The sequence below is a fragment of the Bradyrhizobium sp. SZCCT0231 genome, from assembly GCF_018130245.1.
Lineage (GTDB): Bacteria > Pseudomonadota > Alphaproteobacteria > Rhizobiales > Xanthobacteraceae > Bradyrhizobium > Bradyrhizobium japonicum_F.
Genome location: NZ_JAFCKP010000009.1, coordinates 154,764 through 176,943, shown reverse-complemented (window position 1 = coordinate 176,943; position 22,180 = coordinate 154,764). Strand labels below are relative to the sequence as shown.

General features: G+C 64.0%; 20 protein-coding genes. 15 read left to right on the top strand and 5 right to left on the bottom strand.

The window, feature by feature from the left end; genetic code table 11:
- Window positions 1-10 precede the first annotated feature (10 nt).
- On the top strand, window positions 11-850 hold the full coding sequence (locus JQ566_RS21790; protein ID WP_212375362.1) for an SDR family oxidoreductase: 840 nt from the start codon (window positions 11-13) through the stop codon (window positions 848-850).
- Window positions 851-1,023: 173 nt separating this feature from the next.
- Here the strand turns inward: JQ566_RS21790 and JQ566_RS21785 are convergent, their stop codons facing one another.
- From JQ566_RS21785 to JQ566_RS21770, 4 genes are all read right to left on the bottom strand, one after another.
- On the bottom strand, window positions 1,024-1,947 hold the full coding sequence (locus tag JQ566_RS21785; protein WP_349643345.1) for a hypothetical protein: 924 nt from the start codon (window positions 1,945-1,947) through the stop codon (window positions 1,024-1,026).
- Between the two features lie 11 nt (window positions 1,948-1,958).
- Window positions 1,959-2,699, bottom strand: a complete 741-nt coding sequence (locus JQ566_RS21780) for a hypothetical protein (protein ID WP_212375360.1) — start codon at window positions 2,697-2,699, stop codon at window positions 1,959-1,961.
- Between the two features lie 315 nt (window positions 2,700-3,014).
- Window positions 3,015-4,427: a DUF6418 domain-containing protein gene (locus tag JQ566_RS21775; protein WP_212375358.1), complete on the bottom strand. Its 1,413-nt coding sequence runs from the start codon at window positions 4,425-4,427 to the stop codon at window positions 3,015-3,017.
- Between the two features lie 7 nt (window positions 4,428-4,434).
- Window positions 4,435-5,304, bottom strand: a complete 870-nt coding sequence (locus JQ566_RS21770) for a hypothetical protein (RefSeq protein WP_212375357.1) — start codon at window positions 5,302-5,304, stop codon at window positions 4,435-4,437.
- Window positions 5,305-5,749: 445 nt separating this feature from the next.
- Here JQ566_RS21770 and JQ566_RS21765 point away from each other — a divergent pair, with 445 nt between their 5' ends.
- The 5 genes from JQ566_RS21765 to neuB all read left to right on the top strand — a co-directional run bounded on the left by JQ566_RS21765 (window position 5,750) and on the right by neuB (window position 11,563).
- The gene (locus JQ566_RS21765) at window positions 5,750-6,952 is read left to right on the top strand and encodes an HAD-IIIA family hydrolase (protein WP_212375355.1); all 1,203 of its coding nucleotides are present in this window, start codon (window positions 5,750-5,752) and stop codon (window positions 6,950-6,952) included.
- Window positions 6,953-7,086: 134 nt separating this feature from the next.
- Window positions 7,087-8,106 (top strand): NAD-dependent 4,6-dehydratase LegB, encoded by a 1,020-nt coding sequence (locus JQ566_RS21760; protein WP_212375353.1) that lies wholly within the window; start codon window positions 7,087-7,089, stop codon window positions 8,104-8,106.
- Window positions 8,099-9,325 (top strand): LegC family aminotransferase, encoded by a 1,227-nt coding sequence (locus JQ566_RS21755; protein WP_212375351.1) that lies wholly within the window; start codon window positions 8,099-8,101, stop codon window positions 9,323-9,325. Before JQ566_RS21760 ends, JQ566_RS21755 begins: the two co-directional genes overlap by 8 nt.
- Complete coding sequence (neuC, locus tag JQ566_RS21750; protein WP_212375349.1) at window positions 9,318-10,496, top strand: UDP-N-acetylglucosamine 2-epimerase; 1,179 nt, start codon at window positions 9,318-9,320, stop codon at window positions 10,494-10,496. Before JQ566_RS21755 ends, neuC begins: the two co-directional genes overlap by 8 nt.
- Window positions 10,493-11,563 carry an N-acetylneuraminate synthase gene (neuB, locus tag JQ566_RS21745; protein ID WP_212375347.1) on the top strand — a complete coding sequence of 357 codons (1,071 nt, stop codon included), beginning with the start codon at window positions 10,493-10,495 and terminating at the stop codon, window positions 11,561-11,563. The genes neuC and neuB overlap by 4 nt, the downstream gene beginning before the upstream one ends.
- Here the strand turns inward: neuB and JQ566_RS21740 are convergent.
- Complete coding sequence (locus tag JQ566_RS21740) at window positions 11,560-12,171, bottom strand: acetyltransferase (protein WP_212375345.1); 612 nt, start codon at window positions 12,169-12,171, stop codon at window positions 11,560-11,562. The two genes, neuB and JQ566_RS21740, sit on opposite strands and share 4 nt — an antisense overlap.
- A 198-nt stretch (window positions 12,172-12,369) precedes the next feature.
- Here JQ566_RS21740 and JQ566_RS21735 point away from each other — a divergent pair, with 198 nt between their 5' ends.
- The 9 genes from JQ566_RS21735 to JQ566_RS21695 all read left to right on the top strand — a co-directional run bounded on the left by JQ566_RS21735 (window position 12,370) and on the right by JQ566_RS21695 (window position 22,133).
- Window positions 12,370-13,419, top strand: a complete 1,050-nt coding sequence (locus JQ566_RS21735; protein ID WP_212375343.1) for a nucleotidyltransferase family protein — start codon at window positions 12,370-12,372, stop codon at window positions 13,417-13,419.
- The gene (locus tag JQ566_RS21730) at window positions 13,416-14,324 is read left to right on the top strand and encodes a Gfo/Idh/MocA family protein (protein ID WP_212375341.1); all 909 of its coding nucleotides are present in this window, start codon (window positions 13,416-13,418) and stop codon (window positions 14,322-14,324) included. Before JQ566_RS21735 ends, JQ566_RS21730 begins: the two co-directional genes overlap by 4 nt.
- Entirely contained in the window at window positions 14,321-15,022 is a 702-nt protein-coding gene (locus tag JQ566_RS21725) for an acylneuraminate cytidylyltransferase family protein (RefSeq protein WP_212375339.1), read from the top strand. Before JQ566_RS21730 ends, JQ566_RS21725 begins: the two co-directional genes overlap by 4 nt.
- 13 nt (window positions 15,023-15,035) lie before the next feature.
- A complete protein-coding gene (locus tag JQ566_RS21720) occupies window positions 15,036-15,857 on the top strand; it encodes an SDR family oxidoreductase (RefSeq protein ID WP_212375337.1) in 822 nt (273 codons plus the stop codon).
- 13 nt (window positions 15,858-15,870) lie between these two features.
- On the top strand, window positions 15,871-17,385 hold the full coding sequence (locus JQ566_RS21715) for an MATE family efflux transporter (protein ID WP_212375335.1): 1,515 nt from the start codon (window positions 15,871-15,873) through the stop codon (window positions 17,383-17,385).
- Window positions 17,386-17,454: 69 nt separating this feature from the next.
- On the top strand, window positions 17,455-18,843 hold the full coding sequence (locus JQ566_RS21710) for a surface carbohydrate biosynthesis protein (RefSeq protein WP_212375333.1): 1,389 nt from the start codon (window positions 17,455-17,457) through the stop codon (window positions 18,841-18,843).
- Between the two features lie 4 nt (window positions 18,844-18,847).
- Window positions 18,848-20,251: a capsular polysaccharide export protein, LipB/KpsS family gene (locus tag JQ566_RS21705; RefSeq protein WP_212375331.1), complete on the top strand. Its 1,404-nt coding sequence runs from the start codon at window positions 18,848-18,850 to the stop codon at window positions 20,249-20,251.
- Between the two features lie 11 nt (window positions 20,252-20,262).
- A complete protein-coding gene (locus JQ566_RS21700) occupies window positions 20,263-21,012 on the top strand; it encodes a glycosyltransferase family 2 protein (protein ID WP_212375329.1) in 750 nt (249 codons plus the stop codon).
- Window positions 21,013-21,170: 158 nt separating this feature from the next.
- Window positions 21,171-22,133 carry a UDP-glucuronic acid decarboxylase family protein gene (locus JQ566_RS21695; RefSeq protein WP_212375327.1) on the top strand — a complete coding sequence of 321 codons (963 nt, stop codon included), beginning with the start codon at window positions 21,171-21,173 and terminating at the stop codon, window positions 22,131-22,133.
- Window positions 22,134-22,180 lie beyond the last annotated feature (47 nt).

Below are 22,180 nucleotides of genomic sequence, written 5' to 3'. Positions count from 1 at the left end.
GGAGCTCCCGATGGCAAGCCCGTCCTCACGCTATGACCTGACCGGCCGCACTGCTCTCGTGACCGGCGCTGGCGGCCTGCTCGGGCGACAGCATGTGGCCGCGCTTTCCGAGGCCGGTGCGCGCGTCGTCGTCACAGACGTCGGGCTTGCGCAGGCCGAAGCAGCCGTTGCCGCGCTCAAGCAGAACGCGCCGTCCGCCGACCTGATCGCGCTTGCGATCGACGTCACCACACTTGATTCGGTGCGCGCTGCAAATGAGCAACTTTCCGGCCGCGGCCTCTCCGTCGACATCCTCGTCAACAACGCGGCGATCGACCCCAAGGTGACCTCCGCACCCGGCGTGATGCATTCCTCCCGCTTCGAGGCGTTTCCGGTGCCGCAATGGCAGACCGAGATCGCCGTAGGCCTGACCGGCGCGATGCTGTGCGCGCAGGTGTTCGGCGGCGCGATGGCCTCGCGTGGCCGCGGCGTGATCCTCAACATCGCCTCCGATCTCGGCGTGATCGCACCGGACCAGCGGCTCTACCGCCAGCCGCAGGTGACGCGCGAGGAGGAACAGCCGGTGAAGCCGGTGACTTACTCCGTGATCAAGCACGGGTTGATCGGGCTGACGAAATATCTGGCCACGTACTGGGCCGATCACGGCGTCCGCGTCAATGCGATCTCGCCCGGCGGCGTGTTCAACAACCAGGATCCCGCCTTCGTCGAACGACTGACGCGCCTGATCCCGATGGGCCGCATGGCCGATGTCGACGAGTACCGCGCCGCCGTGCAATTCCTGTGCTCGGATGCCTCGAGCTACATGACAGGACAGAACCTGGTGGTGGACGGCGGACGGAGCGTCTGGTAGCCGCGGCGCGACCGCTCGTGATCGACCAGACCTGCCGTGCACGACGTGTCGATGATCGTGCAATTGTCCCAAATCGAAAAGAGATCAGGGGTGAATGGTATCCCTCAGCCAATTGCTTGGCATGACCCTTCCGGAAAACCGCTTCGCACTTTGCCGGATCATGCTTTAGTTAGTTAGTGCTGCAAGATACCGGCGAGGTTCATGTGCGCGGGGCGCGAGTGCTCGATGCCGAGCAGCGTCCGCCGGTTGTCGTTGGTACGTTGCAGATGCAGGCTCGCGAGTGTGACCCCCGTGCAGGTGGTGACCGTCGTCCCTCGTCCGCCGAACGGCTTGAGAAAGTCGAACACGCGGCTGCCGAACATGTCGACGACCGACATCTCGCGCGCGCCGAGCGGCGGGATTTCACCGAAATCACCTTCGATCTGCTCGCCGTCCTCGCGGATCAGCTTGGACGTCGGCCGGGCAGCATGAGCATAGTCGGGATCTGAGGAGTGATTGATCAGCATCAGAGAGCTGACGATGTCGCCGGTCGCAATGATCTTCGGATTGATTCCGGTGAAACCGACATGCGCCTTGAGCCTGCCCTCGTTCAAGGGCCGGGCAAATGCGCCGGTACGGTAGATCGCGACGTTGTCCTGATCGATGTAGGTCATCGAATAGCTGGCAGGCGAAGAGCGAAAGCCGTCCATGCGACCGCGCGACATCACGGCAATGACGAGATAGTCGTCCTGCGGCAGCTTGAGCGAGGCGAAAAGACGCGACAGCTCGATCTCCACGGAGGAGCCGGGCGAATAGTTATCCGGAAACTCGTAGGTCGCTCGATAGTCGCCGTCCCGCGACAGAATGTGGAGTTTGAATCGCAGCTTCTTGCTGAAGCCCGAGGCGACCAGGCTGGCAAGCTCCGGAACGAGGTCCTTGACCGTCTCGCGAAAGTTCTTGCGCAAGCTCCCGGCGACGAGGCTGCGGAGATACCTGATGTCGACCGGGCGATACCAGGCGGGAATCGAGAAACCCATGCGCGACTCGACGCCGGCAAAGGTCGGGAACATGAAGCGCGGCTCGTGCGGCTTCCAGGGCCTCGACGGGAAACGGGTCACGGACACAGCCCCTAAAAATGATGCAAGCTGAACTTGCCGTTGGCAAATTGATAGTAGCTGAACGGGCTGGCGATGTTAGTGCCTTTGAACTCCAAGGCGAATCCCTCGCTCGCGCCGATCAATCTTTCAGCCTCCGGAAAAAGGTCCAGCGTGCTGATGCGCAAGGCGCCCATCGGCGCGATTTCCGGAATCGTACGCTCGCCCAACGCGGTGCCGTCCAGGGCCATGAGGCGAGCCGTCCCGACCGAGACGCCTTCGGGTGCCATGCAGGAATTCACCAACACCACACCGGATTCCTTGACGAAGCGCGTGAGATAGGACTGCATCCAGGCGGAGGTTGGGAACGGTGCGGCCGCGACCGGCTCGCGCTCGTGCGACAATGTCACTGCACCATGCTGCGAGAAATATTGTGCGTAATACCCAGTGGTCACCTTCCGGCCAGGGCGAAGCTTGGTCTCGTGTTTCGGTATCAGCGCCATCGCGACCGTTCCCGACACGCTCGGGCAAAGCTCCGAAGTCTGCAATTGCAGCTGTCCGTTGACGCCGAGTTCACGGTGGAAATACCCCGCCGGCTTGCCCACTCCATCGAAGAACCAGACATGGGCATCCACATCGGGATGATCCTTCATGAAGACCGCGAAGTAGTTGAACGCGCAGACTTCCGTTGTGACGATTTCGTCATTGCGCAGGTAGAGAACGGCGGGAGGATAGCCCCTCGCGACAGCTTCTGCGATCTGCAGGTCACTGGACATTCGACAGGACTCGGCGGGAAAGCGATGGACCGGCACAGACCAAACCGACCGGGAGCATTCGACAGATCATACGCGATGTTCCGGCCCGCATGCTAAAACGTCGACGTAATTCGAGGTCTGTTTACGCTCCGCCGACCGTGGAATCAACCGGGAATGGCAGGGCACCTAATCGGACGACGCCGCCACTAGCACGATGGCTCTGGAGGGGCCCCATCTGGTGTCTGCGAGCTGGCGGAAAAAGCACTCCGGCGACCTACTGGGCAGATTCGAGCTTCGCGTTCGCCGGAATGCTTGCCTGCTGGGTTTTCCCGAGACTCAGTTGGACACTGCGGAACGGCGAAACAAACGAGTTCTCTCGGCCAGCACCCAGGGAAGGATGGGGCGGCCCAACTTCTGCCAGCGCTCCTCCAGAACGATCGCGGCCAAGAGAGCGGCAATCTTGATCCAATATGTCGGCGTCGCCCCGAAGTTCAGCATGCCGCCGATGTACATCACGTAGAAGCCATACAGCACGTAGAACGACAAAACCGCAGTCAGGTATCGCTCGGCAACGATTGAGCGAACCATGATTGCGGAAATGAGGGCGGCGATCCAGGCCGCCCCCAGCAGAAAAAACCAGCTCAAATACGGACCGAGCAGTTCGAAGAAGATCTCAGGAAATCCGCCAGCGAATTGAAAGCCACCCGTAATGTGCTCCGTCGTGCGAGGCTCGCCTATCGTCGCGGACATCAGGAACTGCGGCGTGGTGTTGCGCCCCGCAACGATGGGGCGCTCGAACAGGGCATCGAAGGCATGGCGTGCATCCCAAACTCCGTTGACCAGAACGCGCTGGTAGGATGCCCATCCGATCTCCGACGGCTGCACGAGGGCGCGCTCTACAAACGCTCCCCGTGCGGCCTCGCCCTCGAACCCTCTGACCTTCGTCAAGTTCCAATAGAGTGCGAATACGATCATCGCGACCGTCGCCGCCATGACGCCGGTGCCGGCGAGTACCATGCGCCGATCCGCGATGCGGGGCATCAAGCTGAACAAACTTCCGGCTCCGAGATCTCGGGCCTGCACCAGCAAAACGGCCGAGAAAGGTATGACGAAGAATGCACAATACCGGTAGAAGGGCGAAAATCGCCCGCCTGCGAGAAACATGTAAAAGATGAGGGCGGCGAGCAAGCAGAGGAAACGGTAATCATATCTCTGGCGTCGCAGCCGTTCCGCGGCGAACATGGTTCCCCACCAGAAGCAGATCATGTCGCCGCGCTCGATCACGAAGCGATGGAGGATGTTGGCCTGCTCGTTGAAGGTCCAACGTTCGATCTTGGCGAACAGTGGAATGACGCCGCCGTGGATCAGGGCGCCGAAAAGCAGGATCAAGAAGAGCACGGATGCGTAGAACGTGGCGTCCGAGAGCGTCAGTTGAGCTCGGCTCGCCGTCAGTTCGGGAGTGGGAGCGGTCCGCGCCCAATCATGCAGCGCTTGCGCATTGAAGACCCACAGAAAAGGAAGAAGCGTCAGGAAGTATGCGGTCGATTGGAACACCGTCATGACGCCGGGACCAACGAACATCTGAAGCTGGGATGAAAAGACCGGCCCCGCAAGGTCGATATACAACGACGAGACCGTCCGCCATGCGAAGGTAAATAGCAGAAAGGCGAGACAAACGAAGATCGTCGGCCTGAAGAGCCCCAGCCAAGCAATGAAGAGAAGTATGGACACTCCGGCAAGAAGGGCCATCGCAGTTCTATCCGACCCGGGCGGATCGCTTCAGGAGGAAAGTCAGAAGGCCAATGAAGAGAACTATGCCTAGCCCCGCGAGGATGGCCCTTTGCACGAGATTGACCTCCCTCGGCCCCTGCGTCGCAGGAGAGTATCCATTCTGCGGACCCGTCATCCTCGTGGTGCGCTCGATATAGGCCAGCAACGCAATGCGTGTATCGACATTGAGAATACCATCGACTGAACCGCCAGGGCTCGCCATCAATGTAAGGCCGGCAGGCGTTCCATCCGGCCGGGACGCCGTCACGTACATATCGCCCTTTTTGAGCGAATCGCCCAGGCGGCCCCTTGCATCCTGTAGACTAGCGAGAACCGAACGCAACAATTCCATTCTCGGCTCGAACCGTTTCTGATGGGCAGCCTGGATCGCAAGGACGGTTTGTTGAAGGAGGGTCAACGCCTCCTCCTTGGAGGCGGAACTCGCCTCCAGGCGGATGGCGGTATCGTCTATGACGATCCCCCGCAAGGAGGCGCCGGCGAACGCTCCGTGTGGATCGTGGAGCGCTTTCCGAGCATCGGCCAGAACATTGTCTTGAAACTGGCTCTCCCCGATCCTGACCACCAGATCACGGGCACTCTCGACCCGCTCGACGGGCGGCCCAGGCTGCCCGAGGATGCCTTCGACGCTCGGCAACGTACCGATTGCAACCGTCGCGGTCGCAGTCCAGGACTCCACCTTTCGGCCGACGCCCAGAGACCCCAGAGCAGCTAACAGCATCGCGCCGATCACGATCGAAAGAACCCAATGCCTCCGTACCGTCCGGATAGCGACGTCTGTCCACCTCGCAAGCCGGGAAAGAACCGCAGCCTGCAGCGTACGCTCAACCATCGGCATGTACTCTCGTCCCCGACAGGATATGAATGGGAAGTCCAGAATGCGGATAGGGCGCACCCGCAGACATCATACTGGGCGATCTATGGTTCATCAATTGCCCCATAGCCAAGCACTCTCCGATCGGCAATGGTGGAGTTTGGCGGGCGGCTTCAGACCCCGGGCGATCTACGAAGTGGTGGTGGAGTTTTCCCTTGCTCGTTGCTTCCGGTCGCTGCTAAGCACAACCACTGCATACGGCCCCGTCGAGGCGAGCAGCGCGATTTTGCATGCTGTGGTATAGGACGCCGGTCAGTGGCGTTGCTTCCTCCAAGGCTTGATCCGGCGCCGATCGCGGCCGGGAGAAAGTTCCGTTGGTCGAGCAGCCGAGAGCATTGAGACAGAATTTGTGCTGTTCACCTTCCACTGATGCGCCTAGTTCCACTGATGCGCCTAGAGACAGATTGTCATGCTGAGGCAGGCCGTCATCCTCGTCGGTGGGCTCGGCACCCGCCTTGGCGAACGCACCAAATCCGTGCCGAAGCCGATGCTCGAGATCGGCGGCCGGCCGTTTCTCGACACGCTGATCGATGAACTCGCCCGCTATCACGTCTTCGATGAGATCCTGTTGCTCGCCGGTCACAAGGCCGACATCGTCGAGAGCCATTATGCCGCCGCAGCCAGGGGCCGGGCAAAGATCCTGGTGTCGCGCGAGACGGAGCCGCTCGGTACCGGCGGTGCGCTCGTGCATGCGCGTGACCTGCTGCACGACCGCTTCCTCCTCCTCAACGGAGATTCGCTGTTCGATTTCAACCTGCTCGATCTCATCGCCCGCGCGCGCGGCGGGCGCGTCCACGTGGCATTGCGCGACGGCGTCGTCGGGGATCGCTATGGGCGCGTTGTCCTCGACGGTGACATTGTTCGTGACTTCATCGCGCCGGGTGCGGGCGCCACCGGACCGGTCAATGCCGGCATCTACGTGGTCGACAAGTCCGTTCTCCACGACATCAAGACCCTCCCCGCCTCGCTCGAGCAGGATGTATTCCCCGGCCTTGCCAAGTCCGGCGCGCTGCGCGGAACGGCCTATCGCGGCTACTTCATCGACATCGGCATCCCCGATGATTTCGCGCGCGCCGACCGCGAATTGCGAGACAAGCTGCGGCGACCGGCGGTGTTTTTCGATCGGGACGGCGTGCTCAACCATGATTCAGGATACACCTTCGAGACCCACAAGCTCGAATGGATCGAAGGCGCGCGCGAGGCCGTGAAGGCGGTCAATGACGCCGGTTATTTCGCTTTCGTCATCACCAACCAGTCCGGCGTCGCACGCGGCTACTACGAGGAGCATCACGTGGTCGCGCTGCATCGCTGGATGGCGGATCAGATGGCGCGGATCGGTGCGCATGTGGATGCATTTGAATATTGCCCCGATCACCCCGATGGAACCGTCGCACGCTATTGCCGCATCAGCGACCGGCGCAAGCCGGCGCCGGGCATGATCACCGACCTTACGCAGCGTTTTCCGGTCGACATGACGCGCAGCATGGTGATCGGAGACAAGCCGAGCGACCTCGAGGCAGCCCGGGCCGCTGGTCTCCCTGGCCATTTGTTCGAGGGCGGCAATCTGGAGAGGTTCGTGAGACAACACCTCATCCCGGTCGGCCAAACCTAGGCGCGCGTCACAAAAACTGCTGCATCCCCCGGGATTTGGCAGCTAGGGCGCGCTGCTCTGTTGCACGCAACCGCCAGTGTGCTATAGCGCCATCTTGTTGCGAACACTGGCTTAATCGCCTTCTGGGGTCCGGCATGACAGATCTGAGGGACGCCCGCGTCCTCGTTACCGGCAGCGACGGCTTCATCGGTTCGCATGTCGTCGAGGAGCTGGTGAAGGCCGGGGCCCGCGTCAAGGCGATCGTCTACTACAATTCCTTCAACTCCTGGGGCTGGCTGGACACGGTTCCCGCCGACATCATGAAGTCCGTGGAGGTCGTCGCCGGTGACATCCGCGATCCGCATTTCATGATCGCGGCCGCCAGCGGCTGCACCGACGTGCTGCATTTGGCGGCGCTGATCGCGATCCCCTTCTCCTATGTCGCACCCGATTCCTACGTCGAGACCAATGTGCGCGGCACCGTGAACGTTCTCCAGGCGGCGCGCATGGCCGGCGTGCGGCGCTTCGTGCAGACCTCGACCAGCGAGGTCTACGGCACGGCGCAGACCGTGCCGATCAAGGAGAGCCATCCGCTGGTTGGCCAATCGCCCTACTCGGCCTCGAAGATCGCATCCGACCAGATGGCGCTGTCGTTCCAGGCCTCTTTCGACATGCCGGTCGTCGTGATCCGCCCGTTCAACACCTTCGGCCCGCGGCAGTCGGCGCGCGCGGTGATCCCTACCATCATCAGCCAGATCGCGACCGGCAAGCGCAAGATCCGTCTCGGCGCCGTCAGCCCGACCCGCGACTTCTCGTTCGTCACCGATACAGCGCGTGGCCTGATCGCGGGCCTCATCGCGCCGGCCGAGCAATGCGTCGGCCAGACCATCAATCTCGGCAGCGGCTTCGAGATCTCGGTCGGGGCGACCGTCGAGATGATCGCCGACGTGATGGGCGTGAAGATCGAGATCGAGACCGACGAGGCGCGCCTGCGTCCGGCCAACAGCGAGGTCGAGCGGCTCTGGGCCGACAATTCCAAGGCACGCCAGCAGCTCGGCTGGGCGCCGGAATTCGGCGGCCTTGAAGGCATGCGCCGCGGCATCGTGAAGACGGTGAACTGGTTCACCAATCCCGTCAATCTCAGCCGCTACAAGGCGGACGTCTACAATGTCTGAGGCAACGGTGGGAACGACCGCGACCAGATCCGACATCTCCACGCGCACGTTCGATCCGAAGGCCGTGGTCGATGCCGTCCGGCGCGCCGCGGGCACGCCCAACGGCATCCTCGGCCTGCACGAGCCGGTGTTTGCCGGAAACGAGATCGCCTATCTGGAAGAATGCATCAAGAGCACCTTCGTCTCCTCGGTCGGCCCGTTCGTCGACCGCTTCGAGCGGATGCTGGAAGAGGTGACGGGCGCAAGACGCGCGGTCGCCGTCGTCAACGGCACGGCAGCGTTGCACGCCTGCTTCAGGCTCGCCGGTGTCGAGCCCGGCGACGAGGTGATGTCGCCGGCGCTGACCTTCATCGCGACCACCAACGCGATCGCCTATTGCGGGGCGGTGCCGCATTTCATCGACAGTTCGCTCACGACGCTCGGCATGGACCCGCGCGCTCTCGCCGCGCGGCTCGAGGCAATTGCGGAGCGAACGCCAAAGGGCACGATCAATCGCGAGACCGGGCGCCGCATCGCCGCGATCTCGCCGATGCACACGTTCGGGCATCCCGTCGAGCTCGACGAGATCGCCGCAATCGCAAGCGACTGGGGCATTGCGCTGGTGGAGGATGCCGCGGAATCGCTCGGCTCGACCTACAAGGGCCACGCCGTCGGATCGCAGGCGCGGCTCGCGGCGCTGAGCTTCAACGGCAACAAGATCGTCACCACCGGCGGCGGCGGCGCCATCCTCACCAATGACGAGGAGCTGGGACGCCGCGCCAAGCACCTGACGACGACGGCAAAACTGCCGCACAAATGGGCCTTCGTGCACGACGAGATCGGCTTCAACTATCGCCTGCCGAACTTGAACGCAGCGCTCGGTTGTGCCCAGCTCGAGCAGCTCGACGGCTTCCTGGCAAGCAAGCGGAAGTTAGCTGCAGCCTACCAGCGCGCCTTTGCCGATGTTCCCGGCGTCCACTTCTCGCACGAGCCGAAAGACACCACGAGCAATTACTGGCTGAATGCGATCCTGCTCGACGAGGCAAATGCCAACCGTCGCGACGAGCTCCTCGCCGCTCTCAACGACGCCGGCTTCGGCGCGCGCCCGGCCTGGACCTTGATGCACAGGCTGCCGATGTTTGCGGAAAATCCCCGCGGCGATCTTTCCACCGCGGAATCCATCGAACGCCGGCTGATCAACCTGCCCAGCAGCGCCAGCATCAGGCCCCGCGATGAGTAGTGGCGCGCGCAAGGTCTGCTTCGTCACCGGCAGCCGGGCCGATTTCGGCCTGCTGGTCTGGCCGATGCGCGCAATCCGGCAGACACCCGGCCTGACGCTTCAGCTCATCGCCACCGGCATGCATCTCGCGCCGGAGTTCGGCTACACCTTCAACGCCATCCGCGAGGAGGGGTTTGAGGTCGACGAGCGCATCGAGACGCTGCTGAGCAGCGACACCGGCGCCGGCGTCGCCAAATCGGTCGGACTCGGCGTGATCGGCTTTGCCGACGCCTTCACGCGGTTGCAACCAGATCTCGTCGTCGTGCTCGGCGACCGCTTCGAGATGTTCGCGGCCGCGCAGGCCGCGATGTTCGTGCGACTGCCGATGGCGCATCTGTTCGGCGGCGACGTCACCGAAGGCGCGGTCGACGAATCCACGCGCCACGCCATCAGCAAGATGTCGCATCTGCATTTCACCAGCAATCAGGGCTCGACGCGACGGTTGATCCAGCTTGGCGAGCATCCCTCCCGCATTCACACCATCGGGTCGGTCGGCATCGACGCCATCAAGCATCTCGATCTGATGGACCGCGACAGCATCGGCCGCGCCCTCGGGATGCCGCTCGGCGAGCGCAACGCGCTCATCACGTTCCACCCCGTCACGGTCGAGGCCGGGCGGTCGGTGGCCGAGCTGGACGAATTGTTCGCAGCGCTGTCGATGCTCGATCCTGCCTTCCATCTCATCTTCACGCTCGCCAACGCCGATGCCGAGGGGCGCGCGCTGAATGACCGGACCAAGGCCTTCGCGGCAAGCCGGCCGAACACGATCGCGGTCGCCTCGCTCGGACAGCTCCGCTATCTCAGCCTGATGAACCAGGTGGACGTCGTGATCGGCAACTCGTCGAGCGGCATCCTCGAGGCGCCGTCATTCGGCGTTCCCACGGTGGATATCGGCGACCGTCAGAAAGGGCGCGAGCGCGCAGACTCGGTGTTTCATGCCACGCCCGAACGCGGTGCGATCGGTGCGGCGATCTCGCAAGCACTTCAGCGCGGCCGCAAGGACACCGTCAATCCCTATGGCGACGGCGAGTCCAGCCGGCGATTTGCTGACGTCATTGCCGGCATCCCGGACTTCGGGCAGCTCCTGAAAAAGGGCTTCTACGAACTTCCCGCAAGCGGAGCGCGGCCATGACGACGCACACGCTGATCATCGCGGAAGCCGGCGTCAATCACGATGGCAGCCTGGACAAGGCACTGGCCCTCGTCGATGCGGCAGCCGATGCCGGTGCCGACATCGTCAAGTTCCAGACCTTCAATGCGAAGGCGCTGGCGGGCGGAGCGGCGAAGAAGGCCGATTATCAGCAGCGCACCACCGATGCCGCCGAGGGCCAGCTGGCCATGCTGGAGCGGCTCGAGCTGCCGCAGGCCGCTCATCACACGCTGATCGCGCGCGCCGCCGAACGCGGCATCGAATTCCTGTCGACGCCGTTCGATGACGCTTCGCTCGGCTTTCTGCTGTCACTCAAGCTGCCGCGCATCAAGATCGGATCGGGCGATCTCACCAATGCACCGCTGCTGCACGCGGCAGCGCGAGCCGGTGCGACGCTGATCCTGTCGACGGGCATGGCGACGCTCAGCGAGGTCGAGGAAGCGCTGGGCGTGTTGGCCCATGGCTACGCGCAGCGCAACGATCCTGCCGGCATCGCCTCGTTCCGCGCGGCATGGCGCGATCCGGCGGCGCGCGCCGCGCTTGCGCGGCACGTCAGCCTGCTGCATTGCACGACCGAATATCCCTGCCCCGTCGCCGATGTGAACCTCGCCGCAATGACGACGATGCGATCGGCCTTCCAGCTTCCGGTCGGCTATTCCGATCACACCGACGGATTCGAGATCTCGGTCGCCGCAGTCGCGCTCGGCGCGGCCATCGTCGAAAAGCACCTGACGCTCGATCGCAATGCCCCCGGTCCCGACCACGCGGCCTCACTCGAGCCGGACGATTTCAAGCGCATGGTCAGCGCCATCCGCAATGTCGAGGGCGCGCTCGGCGATGGGGTGAAGACGCCGAAGGAATCCGAGATCAGGAACGTCCCGGTGGCGCGCAAGAGCATCGTGGCGGCGCGCGCGCTGAGGGCCGGCGAGATCATCGGCCCGGCCGATATCACGGCCAAGCGGCCGGGCGCCGGGCGGCCGCCGATCGAGTATTGGTCCCTGATCGGAACGGCGGCGCCGCGGGCGCTCGAGCCGGACGATCCGGTTTAGCGACGAGGCTTTGCAGGAACCCCGCGCAGCACGGACCCGGGCGGCCATGAACCCGTGACGACGGAGCCCATCGCCACCAGCGTATCGTTGCCAATGGAAATGTGATCGCGGACGCGGCTGCCGAGCCCCACAAAGCAGCTGTCGCCGATTTCTGCACCGCCGCCGACCACGGTTCCGGGAGACAGATGCGTGCAGTGCCCGACCCGCACATCGTGCTCGACGACCGCGCCGGAATTGACGATGCAGTGATGGCCGATCATGCTGCGTGCATTGACGATCGCACCCGGCATGATGACGCTGCCCGCACCGATCGTCGCCGACGGCGAGACGAACGCGCGCGGATGAATGACCGACGCCCAGCGCTTGAACTGCAGCCGGCCGATCATCTGCCGGCGCGCGGGCCCCGCCTGCATCGTTCCGACCCCGACCACGAAGGCGGCATCCGGATAGTTCGGCGCAACATCATCGGTTCCGAGATAGCGCGCATCGCCCAGCGTTCCCGGCTGGCGATCGAGGAAACCGACGACGTTAAACTGGCCCGACAGGAGCGCCGCCTCGTAGACCATGAAGGCGTGTTCGCCTCCGCCGATGATGATCAGATCGTCCATCGCGATTCCCCTGCACAGGCCAATCTTAGCGACCGGGCCGCGGTACTTCAAACCGCCAAGCCTGACCGGAAAACACGTGTATTAACAAGGTCAACGCCGGGGCCCCCGGCGGGGTTGACGCCGCCTCTCGCAGCCGCGATATAGCAGGCTCAGCCGTGGGCCGCTCCCAAATATCTGGCGTATACGAGGCAGATTGCCATGAAATCCTGGCGCAAAGCCGTCGTCGGTACCCAGGCGACCGTGGGCGAGGCCATTGCCGCGATCGAGAGCGGAAGCATCCAGATTGCGCTGGTGCTCGACGACCAGAACCGCCTGCTCGGCGTGGTCACCGACGGCGACGTCAGGCGCGGACTGCTGCGCGGCATCCCCCTCACCGGACTTGCGACCGACGTCATGAACCGGACGCCGGTGTCGGCCCCTGCGACGTTGCCGCGCGAGGATCGCCTGCAACTGATGCGGCAGAGGTCGATCAAGCAGCTCCCCCTTGTCGACGAGGGCGGCCATCTCATCGTGGTCGAGACGCTCGATGAGTTGCTCGAACCGCCTCATTATCCGAACCCTGTGCTGATCATGGCCGGCGGCCTCGGCGAGCGCCTGGGCGCGCTGACGCGCGAGGTGCCGAAGCCGATGCTCAATGTCGGCGGCCGGCCACTGCTCGAGACGATCGTCCGTAACGTCGTGCAGCAGGGTTTTGGCAACATCTTCATTTCGGTCAACTACAAGGCCCAGACGATCAAAGACCACTTCGCCGATGGTGCCGCCTTCGGTGCCAACATCCAGTACGTGCACGAGACCGAACGCCTGGGTACCGCCGGCGCGCTCGGGCTGTTTTCGACGCCGCCGGATCTGCCGACGATCGTCACCAATGGCGACATCCTGACCACGATCAACTACGGGGCGCTTCTCGACTTCCACAACGGAACGCCGGCGGAAGCGACGATGGCCGTTCGTGAGCACAAGGTGCACGTCCCCTACGGCGTGGTCTCCACGTCGGAGGGCTTTCTCCAGACCATTCGCGAGAAGCCGACCGAGAGCTGGTTCGTCAGTGCCGGCATCTATGTGATTGGAAGCTCCGTCTTCCGCCATGTCACGCCCGGCGTCAGCATCGATATGCCAACCGTGCTCGAGCGCGTGATCGCCGACAAGGGACGCGTCGCGGTCTATCCGATTCGCGAATACTGGCTCGACATCGGCCGCCTGGAGGATTTCGAGCAGGCGCACGCAGAGTTTCACGAGGTCTTCACGTGACCACGACAACCGCCGTCGTGGTTGGCCTCGGCTCGATCGGCACGAGGCATGCGCGCGTCCTGCGCGAGCTCGGCCTTCGGGTCGCGACGGTCAGCCGGCGCGAAGGCGGCGATTACGGATCGATCGCGCAGGCCCTCGCGGCGGCGCATCCGGACTACGTGGTGATCGCCACCGAGACGGCGCGCCATGCGGATAATCTGCAAGAGCTCGCGCAGACCGGCTTCCAGGGCAAAGTCCTGGTCGAAAAGCCGCTATTCGCAACACCTGCATCACCCCCGAAATATCCGTTTGCCCATGTCAGCGTCGGATACAATCTGCGCTTTCACCCCGTGATGACGGCGCTGGCCGAAAGACTGCGCGGGCGAGACGTGATCACGGTCGACGCCTATGTCGGCCAGGACATCAGGGACTGGCGGCCGGACCGCGATCACCGCACAACCGCATCCGCCACGGCCGATGCCGGGGGCGGCGTGCTGCGGGATCTCAGCCACGAACTGGACTACCTCTTGTGGTTGTTCGGCCCATGGCATCGCGTCGCAGCGCTCGGCGGCGCCTCCGGCGCCCGCGACATCGACGTCGACGACCACCTCGACCTGCTGCTCGATATGCAGCGGGCACCATCGGTCCACGTCCACATGGACTATCTCGACCGTCAGGGCGTCCGCCGCATTCGCATCAATGTCGACGACGACACCATCGAGGCCGATCTCGTCGGCGGCCGTCTCACCGTCAACGGCATGGCAACCGAGATCCCCAGCGAACGCGACCAGAGCTACCGCGACATGCATGTCGCGGCGATGCGTGGCGCGAGCCCGGCCTGCTCGCTGCCGGAGGCCCTTGGCGTCATGCACCTGATCGACGCCAGCGAGCGCGCGCTGCGCAGCAAGACCTGGGTATCGCCATGAGCCTTGTCTGCACCATCTGCGCACGAGGCGGCTCGAAGGGGGTGGTCGGCAAGAATGCGCGCGATCTCCTCGGCAAGCCCGTGCTCGCCTGGAGCGTCGCGCAGGCGCGCGAGACCGGCCTGTTCGATGCGATCGCCTTCAGCAGCGATTCGGACGCCCTGCTCGAGGCGGCGCTGAAGGCCGGCGCCGACATCGCGGTCAAGCGTCCGGACGAGATGGCGACCGATACCGCGCCGAAGCTGCCGGCGATCCGTCATTGTCTCGAGCAGGCCATGGCGCAAACCGGCACGACGCCGGAGATCTTCGTCGATCTCGACGTCACCTCCCCGCTCCGGCTCGCCTCCGACATCATCGGCGCGGTGACACTGCTGCGCGAGAGCGGCGCCCGCAATGTCATTACCGGGGCGCCGGCGCGGCGCTCGCCCTATTTCAACCTCGTCGAGCAGCGCACCGATGGCAGCGTTGGCCTGTCCAAATCCGCCAATCCTCCGGTCACGCGACGGCAGGATGCGCCGCGCTGCTTCGACATGAACGCGTCGATCTATGTCTGGCGCGTCGCGCCATTCCTGGAGCAGCCCGCGGTGTTCTATCCGGACACGCGTCTGTTCGAAATGCCGGAAGAGCGTTCGATCGACATCGATTCCGATCTCGATTTTACGTTGGTGGAGCTGTTGCTCCGCCAGCGGCTGCCGGCCTGAGGAGGCGCAAGCGATGACCACGAGCTTCAAGGCTCTGTTCGATCTGACCGGGCGTACTGCCGTCGTCACCGGCGGGTGCGGCATCCTTGGACGTCGATTTGCCGAGGGGCTTGCCGAGTTCGGCGCCAATGTCGCGATCGTCGATCTCGACCAGGCCGCAACTGATGCGGCGGCCGCCGACGTCGCCTCACGCCATGCCGTCCGCGCCAAAGGCTACGGTTGCGATATCACCAATCCCGATGCGGTGCGCGCCACGGCCGATGCGATCGAAGCCGACCTCGGACCGGTCTCGATCCTGCTCAACAACGCTGCGAGCAAGACCCGCGACGTCGACGCCTTCTTTGCGCCCGTCGAGAAATTCTCGCAGGACACCTGGCGGGAGATCATGGCGGTCAATCTCGACGGCATGTTCACCGTCGCGCAGGTCTTCGGCGGCCGGATGGCCGAACGCGGCTACGGCGCCATCGTGCAGACCGCCTCGATCTACGGGCTGATGGCCCCCGACCAGCGCATCTACGAAGGCTCGGAATATCTCGGCCGCGCCATCAACACGCCTGCGGTCTACACCGCTTCAAAGGCCGGCGTCATCGGCCTGACCAAGCACCTCGCGACCTACTGGGCGGCGAAGGGCGTTCGCGTCAATACGCTCACCCCGGGCGGGGTCGAGAGCGGGCAGAACGAGACCTTCAAGCAGCGTTACGCCGCCCGCATTCCGCTTGGCCGCATGGCCCGTGCCGACGAGATGGTCGGGACCATGCTGTTCCTGGTCTCCGATGCGGCGTCCTACGTCACCGGCCAGAACATCGCGGTCGATGGCGGCCTGAGCGCGTGGTGAGCCGGGCCATACCATGTTGAAGCAGTTGATCCGGAACACGGTGATTTCCAGCGCGGCGTTCGGAATAGCGGCCGTGCTCGGCCTGATTGTCATTCCGGTCATCATCCGCACCTGGGGCGTAACCGAATTCGGCCTCATCGTGCTGGCCCGCATCCTGCTGCCGAGCGGCATGATGGGGCTGCTCGACCTCGGCCTCTCCGAAGTCACGACGCAAGCGGTCGCGCGCGCGCGCGAGCATCGCAATTGGCGCGTTGCAGGCCAGCAACTCGCGCTTCTCACCGTGATGGCCGCTGTCCTCGCAGGGCTGCTCGCGGTCACGATCTGGATCAGCGCGCCCTATCTGACCATCGCGCTCCGCGTCGATACCGCGCACGCCGACAGGTTTTCGCAAATCTTGCGCTACACCGCGCTTGCCAACCTGGTGCTGATCCCCGCGCTTGTCTGGGAAGGCATCGTCAAGGGCTTTGAGCGCTACAATGTCCTGCGGCTGGCTGAGGTGACCTCCACGATCGTCTATGTTGCCTGTACGATCTGGGCGGCCAACTCCACAGCCTCGTTCGAGCTGGTGGCCTATATCTATCTCGCCAGCACCTTGATGCGCGCATGCCTGGTGTTCACCGCGGCCTTCGTCGCGGTCGTGCGCAAGGTCAGGCTCGCGATGTGGGACGCACCGATCCGGCGCGAGCTGTTCCACCGCTGCGCGCTGTTCGCGCAGGGCAAGCTGACGGGCGGCCTGGCGCTGCCGATTCAGCCCTTCCTGGTCGGCCTCTTGTTCGGCCCCAAGGGTGTCGGCGTGTACGATACCCTGGTCCGGCTGCCCCGAGTGTCCAAGATCGTCGTCGGTCTCCTGACGTCCGCCTTGCTGCCGGTGGCAAGCCGCCTGGACGAGCGCGGCAACGCTGCGGCGTTCCAGCGCCTCGGTGAATTCGGCCTCATCATCCTGCCCATGTTCACTGTGCCGCCACTGATGGCGGCCGCCATGCTGTCGCGCGAGATCATGCAGGCATGGATCGGACCGCAGATGGCTCCCTATGCCTTCTGGATGGGCCTGAGCTTCGTGGTGCCGATCTGTGCTCAGTACCTCGCCTTCGGCAACGTCATGTTTCTGACCCGCACGGACGTGCAGTCGCGCCTGAACCGGCTCATGATCTATCAACTGGCGGTGTGGGCCGCGGTGGCGGTTGCGACGCTGCACCTGTTCGACGAACGAGCGCTGATCCTTGGCCAAGTGGTGGGGAACGCCGTCATTCTACCGTTGCAGATCGGGGTCGTGAGCCGCGGGTTGCAGCTTGACTCCTACCGCCTCCTTAGAGCACTTCTCGCCCAAGCCGTCATTCTCGTGGTCTTGGGCCTGCTGCTACTCGAACTTGCAGACCATTTGGCCATCGACAGCTTCTGGGGGCTTGGGCTTGCGATCGCCTCGTTCTGCGTGGCGAGCTGGGCCATACAGTATTTTCTCGTTCTGGAGGACCGCCAGCGGGCGATCTTCGCGGAACTGGGCCATCGCTTTGGCTGGGCGTCGACCTAGCTTGTTAACCTGCACCAGCATGTTCGGGAGATCGATGACCGCCTTGGTCGACACGAGGAGACGTAAACGGTGCGTATAGGCCTGGTGGTCGATCACCCCAAGCGTGACCTGCCGGGCGCAGTCATGCTCGGTTATCAGCTCGCGCGGCGTGGCGTATCCGTCATGCTGGTGCCGATGTACGAGCAGGCCGTCGATGTCCCGCGACTCGGGCTGGACGCATTGGTCGTCAACTACGCACGTCCCGTGAATCTCGACCTGATGCGCAGCTTTGCCAGAGCTGGCCTCGCGCTATACGTGCTCGATACCGAGGGCGGCGTGCTTGCCGAGAAGGGCGGCAACTCGCCACCGGCAATGGCGGCCCACATCAAGGGCAGCGGCTACGCCGACATCCTGACGGGCTATTTCTTCTGGGGCAGCCGGCTGCACGACGCCTTCCTCGCAGCCGGAACCATGAAGCCGGAGCAACTTCATCTCACCGGCTGCCCGCGCTTCGATTTCGCCGCGCCACGCTGGCGCGCGCTGCTCGACGGCGAGCCGCGCGGCTATCTGCTCGTCAACGCCAACTTTCCGCTCGTCAATTCACGCTTCACCGGCAAGCCGGGCGGCGAGCGCGAAGCAATGGTGCGGGCCGGCTGGGACGGCGCCTATGTCGATCGCTTCATCGCGGACCTGAAGCAGGTCTTCGCGAACTATCTTGCCGAGATCGACCGGCTCGCCGCCGCAAGGCCCGACCGCAACATTCTCGTGCGGCCGCATCCCTTCGAGAGCGAGGACGTCTATCGCAATGCGCTCGCGCGCCGCGCCAACGTCCTGATCGACGGCACCGGCAGCGTGCTCGACCGCATCCGCAATGCAGCCGCCGTCGTTCATCTCAATTGCGGAACGGCTGTGGAATCGGTCCTGCTCGGGAAGCTCCCGCTCCAGCTCGAGTACCTGAACACGCCGACGACCGCCGGCCACGCCGCGCTGCCCGCGCGCGTGAGCCGGCCGGTCACTTCGTTCGAAGAGCTGCTCGGCGCGATCGACCACATCGAGCGCGAGACCCAGGCCTTCGATTTCGCCAGCGTTCATGCCGCCGATATCGAGGCCTTCTTTCATCTGAACGACGGGCAGGCCGCCGAACGCGTCGCCGATGTCCTGACCAGCGCAAAGGTCTCGCGCCAGCCCTACATCTCGCTGTTTGCGACGGTGAAAGGCACGCGCGACAAGCCGAGTGTCGGCCAGATCGTCAAGGGCGCCGCCAGCGCCGCGCTCGGCTCGGCGGTCACCGAGCGGCTTCGCAGCCGGTTCAATCCGGCCCGGCGCGACAAGCGGATCGCACCGTCCATCGTCCAGCCCCTGCTTCAGCGCATCGCCGCTCATGATCAGGCGAGCCCGTCGCAGTTTACGGCAAGGCGCGCGCATTGCGCGATGACGGGCTTGCCGCTGGCAAGCATTGCGATCGAACACGCCCAATAGAGCCATGACAACATCCGCAAAGACCATTCTCATCACCACGCTGGCCGAATACCAGACCCGGTTCTGGATTCCGGTTGCGCAGCGGTTGCGCGCGGCAGGCCATGACGTCGAGCTGCTTGCCTTCGACGATCGCAGCGCAGAGATGTCGACCGCCGAGGGCGTTCCGGTCACGAACATGTACCGCGAGGGTCTCAAGGCCGGCCCGTCGCCCGACGATCGCAAGGCCTTCGATGCCCGCGTCGCCGCCTACGGACTGGACGGGACCAACTTCCTGTTCAGCCATGAGCGCTTCACCTTCGGCATCCGCGATACTGCCGCCTTGCGCCGGCGTTTCATGATCTATGCCAATGCGATGGAGACGGTGCTCGATCGGCTGGAGAAGCAAGGCAAGCGCGCCGAGCTGGTGCAAGAGCTCGGCGGCTTTCTCTCGGTGATCGCGAGCTTCTACGCCGCGAGGCGCCGCAGCATCCGCAACTGGTTCATCGAGCCGTCGTTCTTTCGTGGCCGCATGTATTTCACGCCCGACACGCTTCGAGCGCCCGACGTGATGCCGACGCCGGCGGACACGGTGTCATCAGAGGTACGCGCCTATCTCGATGACACGCTGACGCAGCGGGCGATTGTCATTCCCAAGAAGGACCAGCATCACTATTCGGCAGCCTTCAAGAAGGTCGTCAATTTGCGCAACGCCAACCGTCTCGTCGAGAAGCTCTGGGACCAGTTCGCGCTCGGCAAGCACCAGGAGTTCGGGCACAATCTGCGCCATGCCCAGGTGCACGCCGCGATGGCGCTCAACGCGACGCGGCTGCGCAAGCTCTACAAGCCGATCCCCGAAACGCCCTTCGTCTACTATCCGTTCCACGTTCCGGCAGACATGGCGCTGACGCTGCGCTCGCCGGACTATCTCGACCAGGTCGCGACCGTCGACTTCCTGCTGCGTACGATCCCGGATTCGCATGTGCTCGTGGTGAAGGAGCATCCCGCCCAGATCGGCGCAATCTCGGCCGCCCGCCTGTTCGAGCTCGCCCGCCGGTTCGACAATTTCGTGCTGTTGCCGCCGCAGACCAACAATTACACCGTGCTCGATCGCGCCGCTGCCATCATCTCCGTCAACAGCAAGTCGGGCGCCGAAGCGTTGCTGCTCGGCAAGCCGGTCGTGGTGATGGGCGACGCGTTCTACCGCTCCTGTCCGCTGGTCTATGCGGTCGATCGTCTGGCCGATGTACCCGCACGGTTGCGCGAGGCGCTCTCCGCCGGACCGTTCGATCCGGCCAAGGGCGCACCCTATTTCGAAGCGGCCTGGCGCAGGTCCTATCCGGGCGAGCTCTATGTCAGCGATGCCAAACTGCTCGATACGTTTGCGGCCTCCTTGCGTGCCGCGATCGCCGAGCCGGCCCATGTGAATTGAACGGATCCGATATGCCGCTCGTCTCGATCATCACCCCATCCTGGAACGTCGAAGGCCTGATCGGGGAGACGATCCGCTCGGTACAGAGCCAGACATTTGGCGATTGGGAGCTTTTGATCGCAGATGACTGCTCGACCGACGGGACGCCGGGAATCATCGCTGACATCGGCGAGCGCGATCCGCGCGTCAAGCTGATCCGGCAGGCCAAGAATGGCGGGCCGGCGCTGGCGCGTCAGGCCGCGATCGACCAGGCGCAGGGCCGCTATCTCGCCTTCCTCGACAGCGACGATCTGTGGCTGCCCGAAAAGCTGGAGCGGCAGCTGGCCTTTGCGAAGGCAAAGCAAGCCGCCCTCAGCTACACCGCTTTCCGCCGCATCAACGAGACCAACACGGTCACCGGACGGCTGATCGAGGTGCCGGCCTCGCTCAGCTACGGGCAGCTCCTGAAGAACACCGCGATCGCGACGCTGACCGCGGTGGTCGACCGCGAGATCGCCGGCCCCATCGCGATGAAGAACGAGGGCTATGACGATTTCTGCCTGTGGCTCTCGATCCTGAAGCGCGGCCATACCGCATACGGCCTCAATGAGGATCTGGCGCGGTACCGCGTCAGGGGTTCCTCGGTCTCGAGCCGCCCGATGCGCTCGGCCAAATGGGTCTGGCAGATCTACCGCAATGTCGAGCACCTCTCCCTGGCCCGATCGGCCTGGTGCTTCGCCCATTGGGGGGCACGGGCGTGGTTGAAGCGGCGGGAGTTCTAGACTGATCGCCGGGCGCCCCGGCAAAAAAATGCGAAAACAACCCCATGCACAGTAGCGGTAGTTAAATACCTCTATCCAACCCATTTTCGCTATTGGCGAGTCCGGCCATTGCCGATACCACTCAGCCCGCTCCCGCCGCCGACAATCTGGAACCGATCATGCCGTTTGAAAGCTACAAGAACAGCCGCGTCCTCGTAACCGGAGGCGCCGGCTTTATCGGATCGCACCTCTGCGAGCGCCTGCTCGATGCCGGCGCCGAGGTGGTGTCGGCGGACAATTACTTCACCGGCAGCCGGCGCAACATCGCCCATCTGATCGCAAATCCGCTGTTCGAGGCGGTCCGGCACGACGTCACCTTCCCGCTCTACATCGAGGTCGACGCGATCTTCAACCTGGCCTGCCCGGCCTCGCCGATCCACTACCAGCGCGATCCAGTGCAGACCACCAAGACCTCGGTGCACGGCGCCATCAACATGCTGGGGCTCGCCAAGCGGCTCAAGGCGCGCATCTTCCAGGCTTCGACCAGCGAGGTCTATGGCGATCCGCTGATCCATCCGCAGACCGAGGACTACTGGGGCAACGTCAACCCGATCGGCATCCGTTCCTGCTACGACGAGGGCAAACGCTGCGCCGAGACGCTGTTCTTCGACTACTGGCGCCAGCACGGCCTGCCGATCAAGGTCGCGCGCATCTTCAACACCTACGGCCCGCGCATGCAGCCAAATGACGGTCGCGTGGTGTCGTCCTTCATCGTCCAGGCGCTGAAGGGCGAGCCGATCAGCGTGTTCGGCGACGGCGGGCAGACCCGCTCGTTCTGCTATGTCGACGACCTCGTCGAGGCCATCATGCGGCTGATGGTGACGAGCGAAGACATCACCGGCCCGATCAACATCGGCAACAATTCCGAGTTCACGATCCGCGAGCTCGCCGAGAAGGTCATCAAGCTCACGGGCTCGCGCTCCAAGCTCGAGTTCAAGCCGCTGCCGCAGGACGACCCGCGTCAGCGCCAGCCCGACCTCGCCAAGGCGAAGGCAGTGCTGAACTGGGAGCCGAAGGTTGCGCTCGAGGACGGGCTGAAGGAGACCATCGCCTATTTCAAGCACTCGCTCGATATCGCCTGATCCAGACAAACCCCCAAGGCTGCGTTGACCCGAGGCGACGCCTCTCG

What these genes read in the sequence shown, in the direction of transcription:
- JQ566_RS21790 (WP_212375362.1), top strand. Translation starts at nt 11, where the DNA reads ATGGCAAGCCCGTCCTCACGCTATGACCTGACCGGCCGCACTGCTCTC.
- JQ566_RS21780 (WP_212375360.1), bottom strand. Translation starts at nt 2,699, where the DNA reads ATGTCCAGTGACCTGCAGATCGCAGAAGCTGTCGCGAGGGGCTATCCT.
- JQ566_RS21775 (WP_212375358.1), bottom strand. Translation starts at nt 4,427, where the DNA reads ATGGCCCTTCTTGCCGGAGTGTCCATACTTCTCTTCATTGCTTGGCTG.
- JQ566_RS21770 (WP_212375357.1), bottom strand. Translation starts at nt 5,304, where the DNA reads ATGCCGATGGTTGAGCGTACGCTGCAGGCTGCGGTTCTTTCCCGGCTT.
- JQ566_RS21765 (WP_212375355.1), top strand. Translation starts at nt 5,750, where the DNA reads ATGCTGAGGCAGGCCGTCATCCTCGTCGGTGGGCTCGGCACCCGCCTT.
- JQ566_RS21760 (WP_212375353.1), top strand. Translation starts at nt 7,087, where the DNA reads ATGACAGATCTGAGGGACGCCCGCGTCCTCGTTACCGGCAGCGACGGC.
- JQ566_RS21755 (WP_212375351.1), top strand. Translation starts at nt 8,099, where the DNA reads ATGTCTGAGGCAACGGTGGGAACGACCGCGACCAGATCCGACATCTCC.
- neuC (WP_212375349.1), top strand. Translation starts at nt 9,318, where the DNA reads ATGAGTAGTGGCGCGCGCAAGGTCTGCTTCGTCACCGGCAGCCGGGCC.
- neuB (WP_212375347.1), top strand. Translation starts at nt 10,493, where the DNA reads ATGACGACGCACACGCTGATCATCGCGGAAGCCGGCGTCAATCACGAT.
- JQ566_RS21740 (WP_212375345.1), bottom strand. Translation starts at nt 12,171, where the DNA reads ATGGACGATCTGATCATCATCGGCGGAGGCGAACACGCCTTCATGGTC.
- JQ566_RS21735 (WP_212375343.1), top strand. Translation starts at nt 12,370, where the DNA reads ATGAAATCCTGGCGCAAAGCCGTCGTCGGTACCCAGGCGACCGTGGGC.
- JQ566_RS21725 (WP_212375339.1), top strand. Translation starts at nt 14,321, where the DNA reads ATGAGCCTTGTCTGCACCATCTGCGCACGAGGCGGCTCGAAGGGGGTG.
- JQ566_RS21720 (WP_212375337.1), top strand. Translation starts at nt 15,036, where the DNA reads ATGACCACGAGCTTCAAGGCTCTGTTCGATCTGACCGGGCGTACTGCC.
- JQ566_RS21715 (WP_212375335.1), top strand. Translation starts at nt 15,871, where the DNA reads ATGTTGAAGCAGTTGATCCGGAACACGGTGATTTCCAGCGCGGCGTTC.
- JQ566_RS21705 (WP_212375331.1), top strand. Translation starts at nt 18,848, where the DNA reads ATGACAACATCCGCAAAGACCATTCTCATCACCACGCTGGCCGAATAC.
- JQ566_RS21700 (WP_212375329.1), top strand. Translation starts at nt 20,263, where the DNA reads ATGCCGCTCGTCTCGATCATCACCCCATCCTGGAACGTCGAAGGCCTG.
- JQ566_RS21695 (WP_212375327.1), top strand. Translation starts at nt 21,171, where the DNA reads ATGCCGTTTGAAAGCTACAAGAACAGCCGCGTCCTCGTAACCGGAGGC.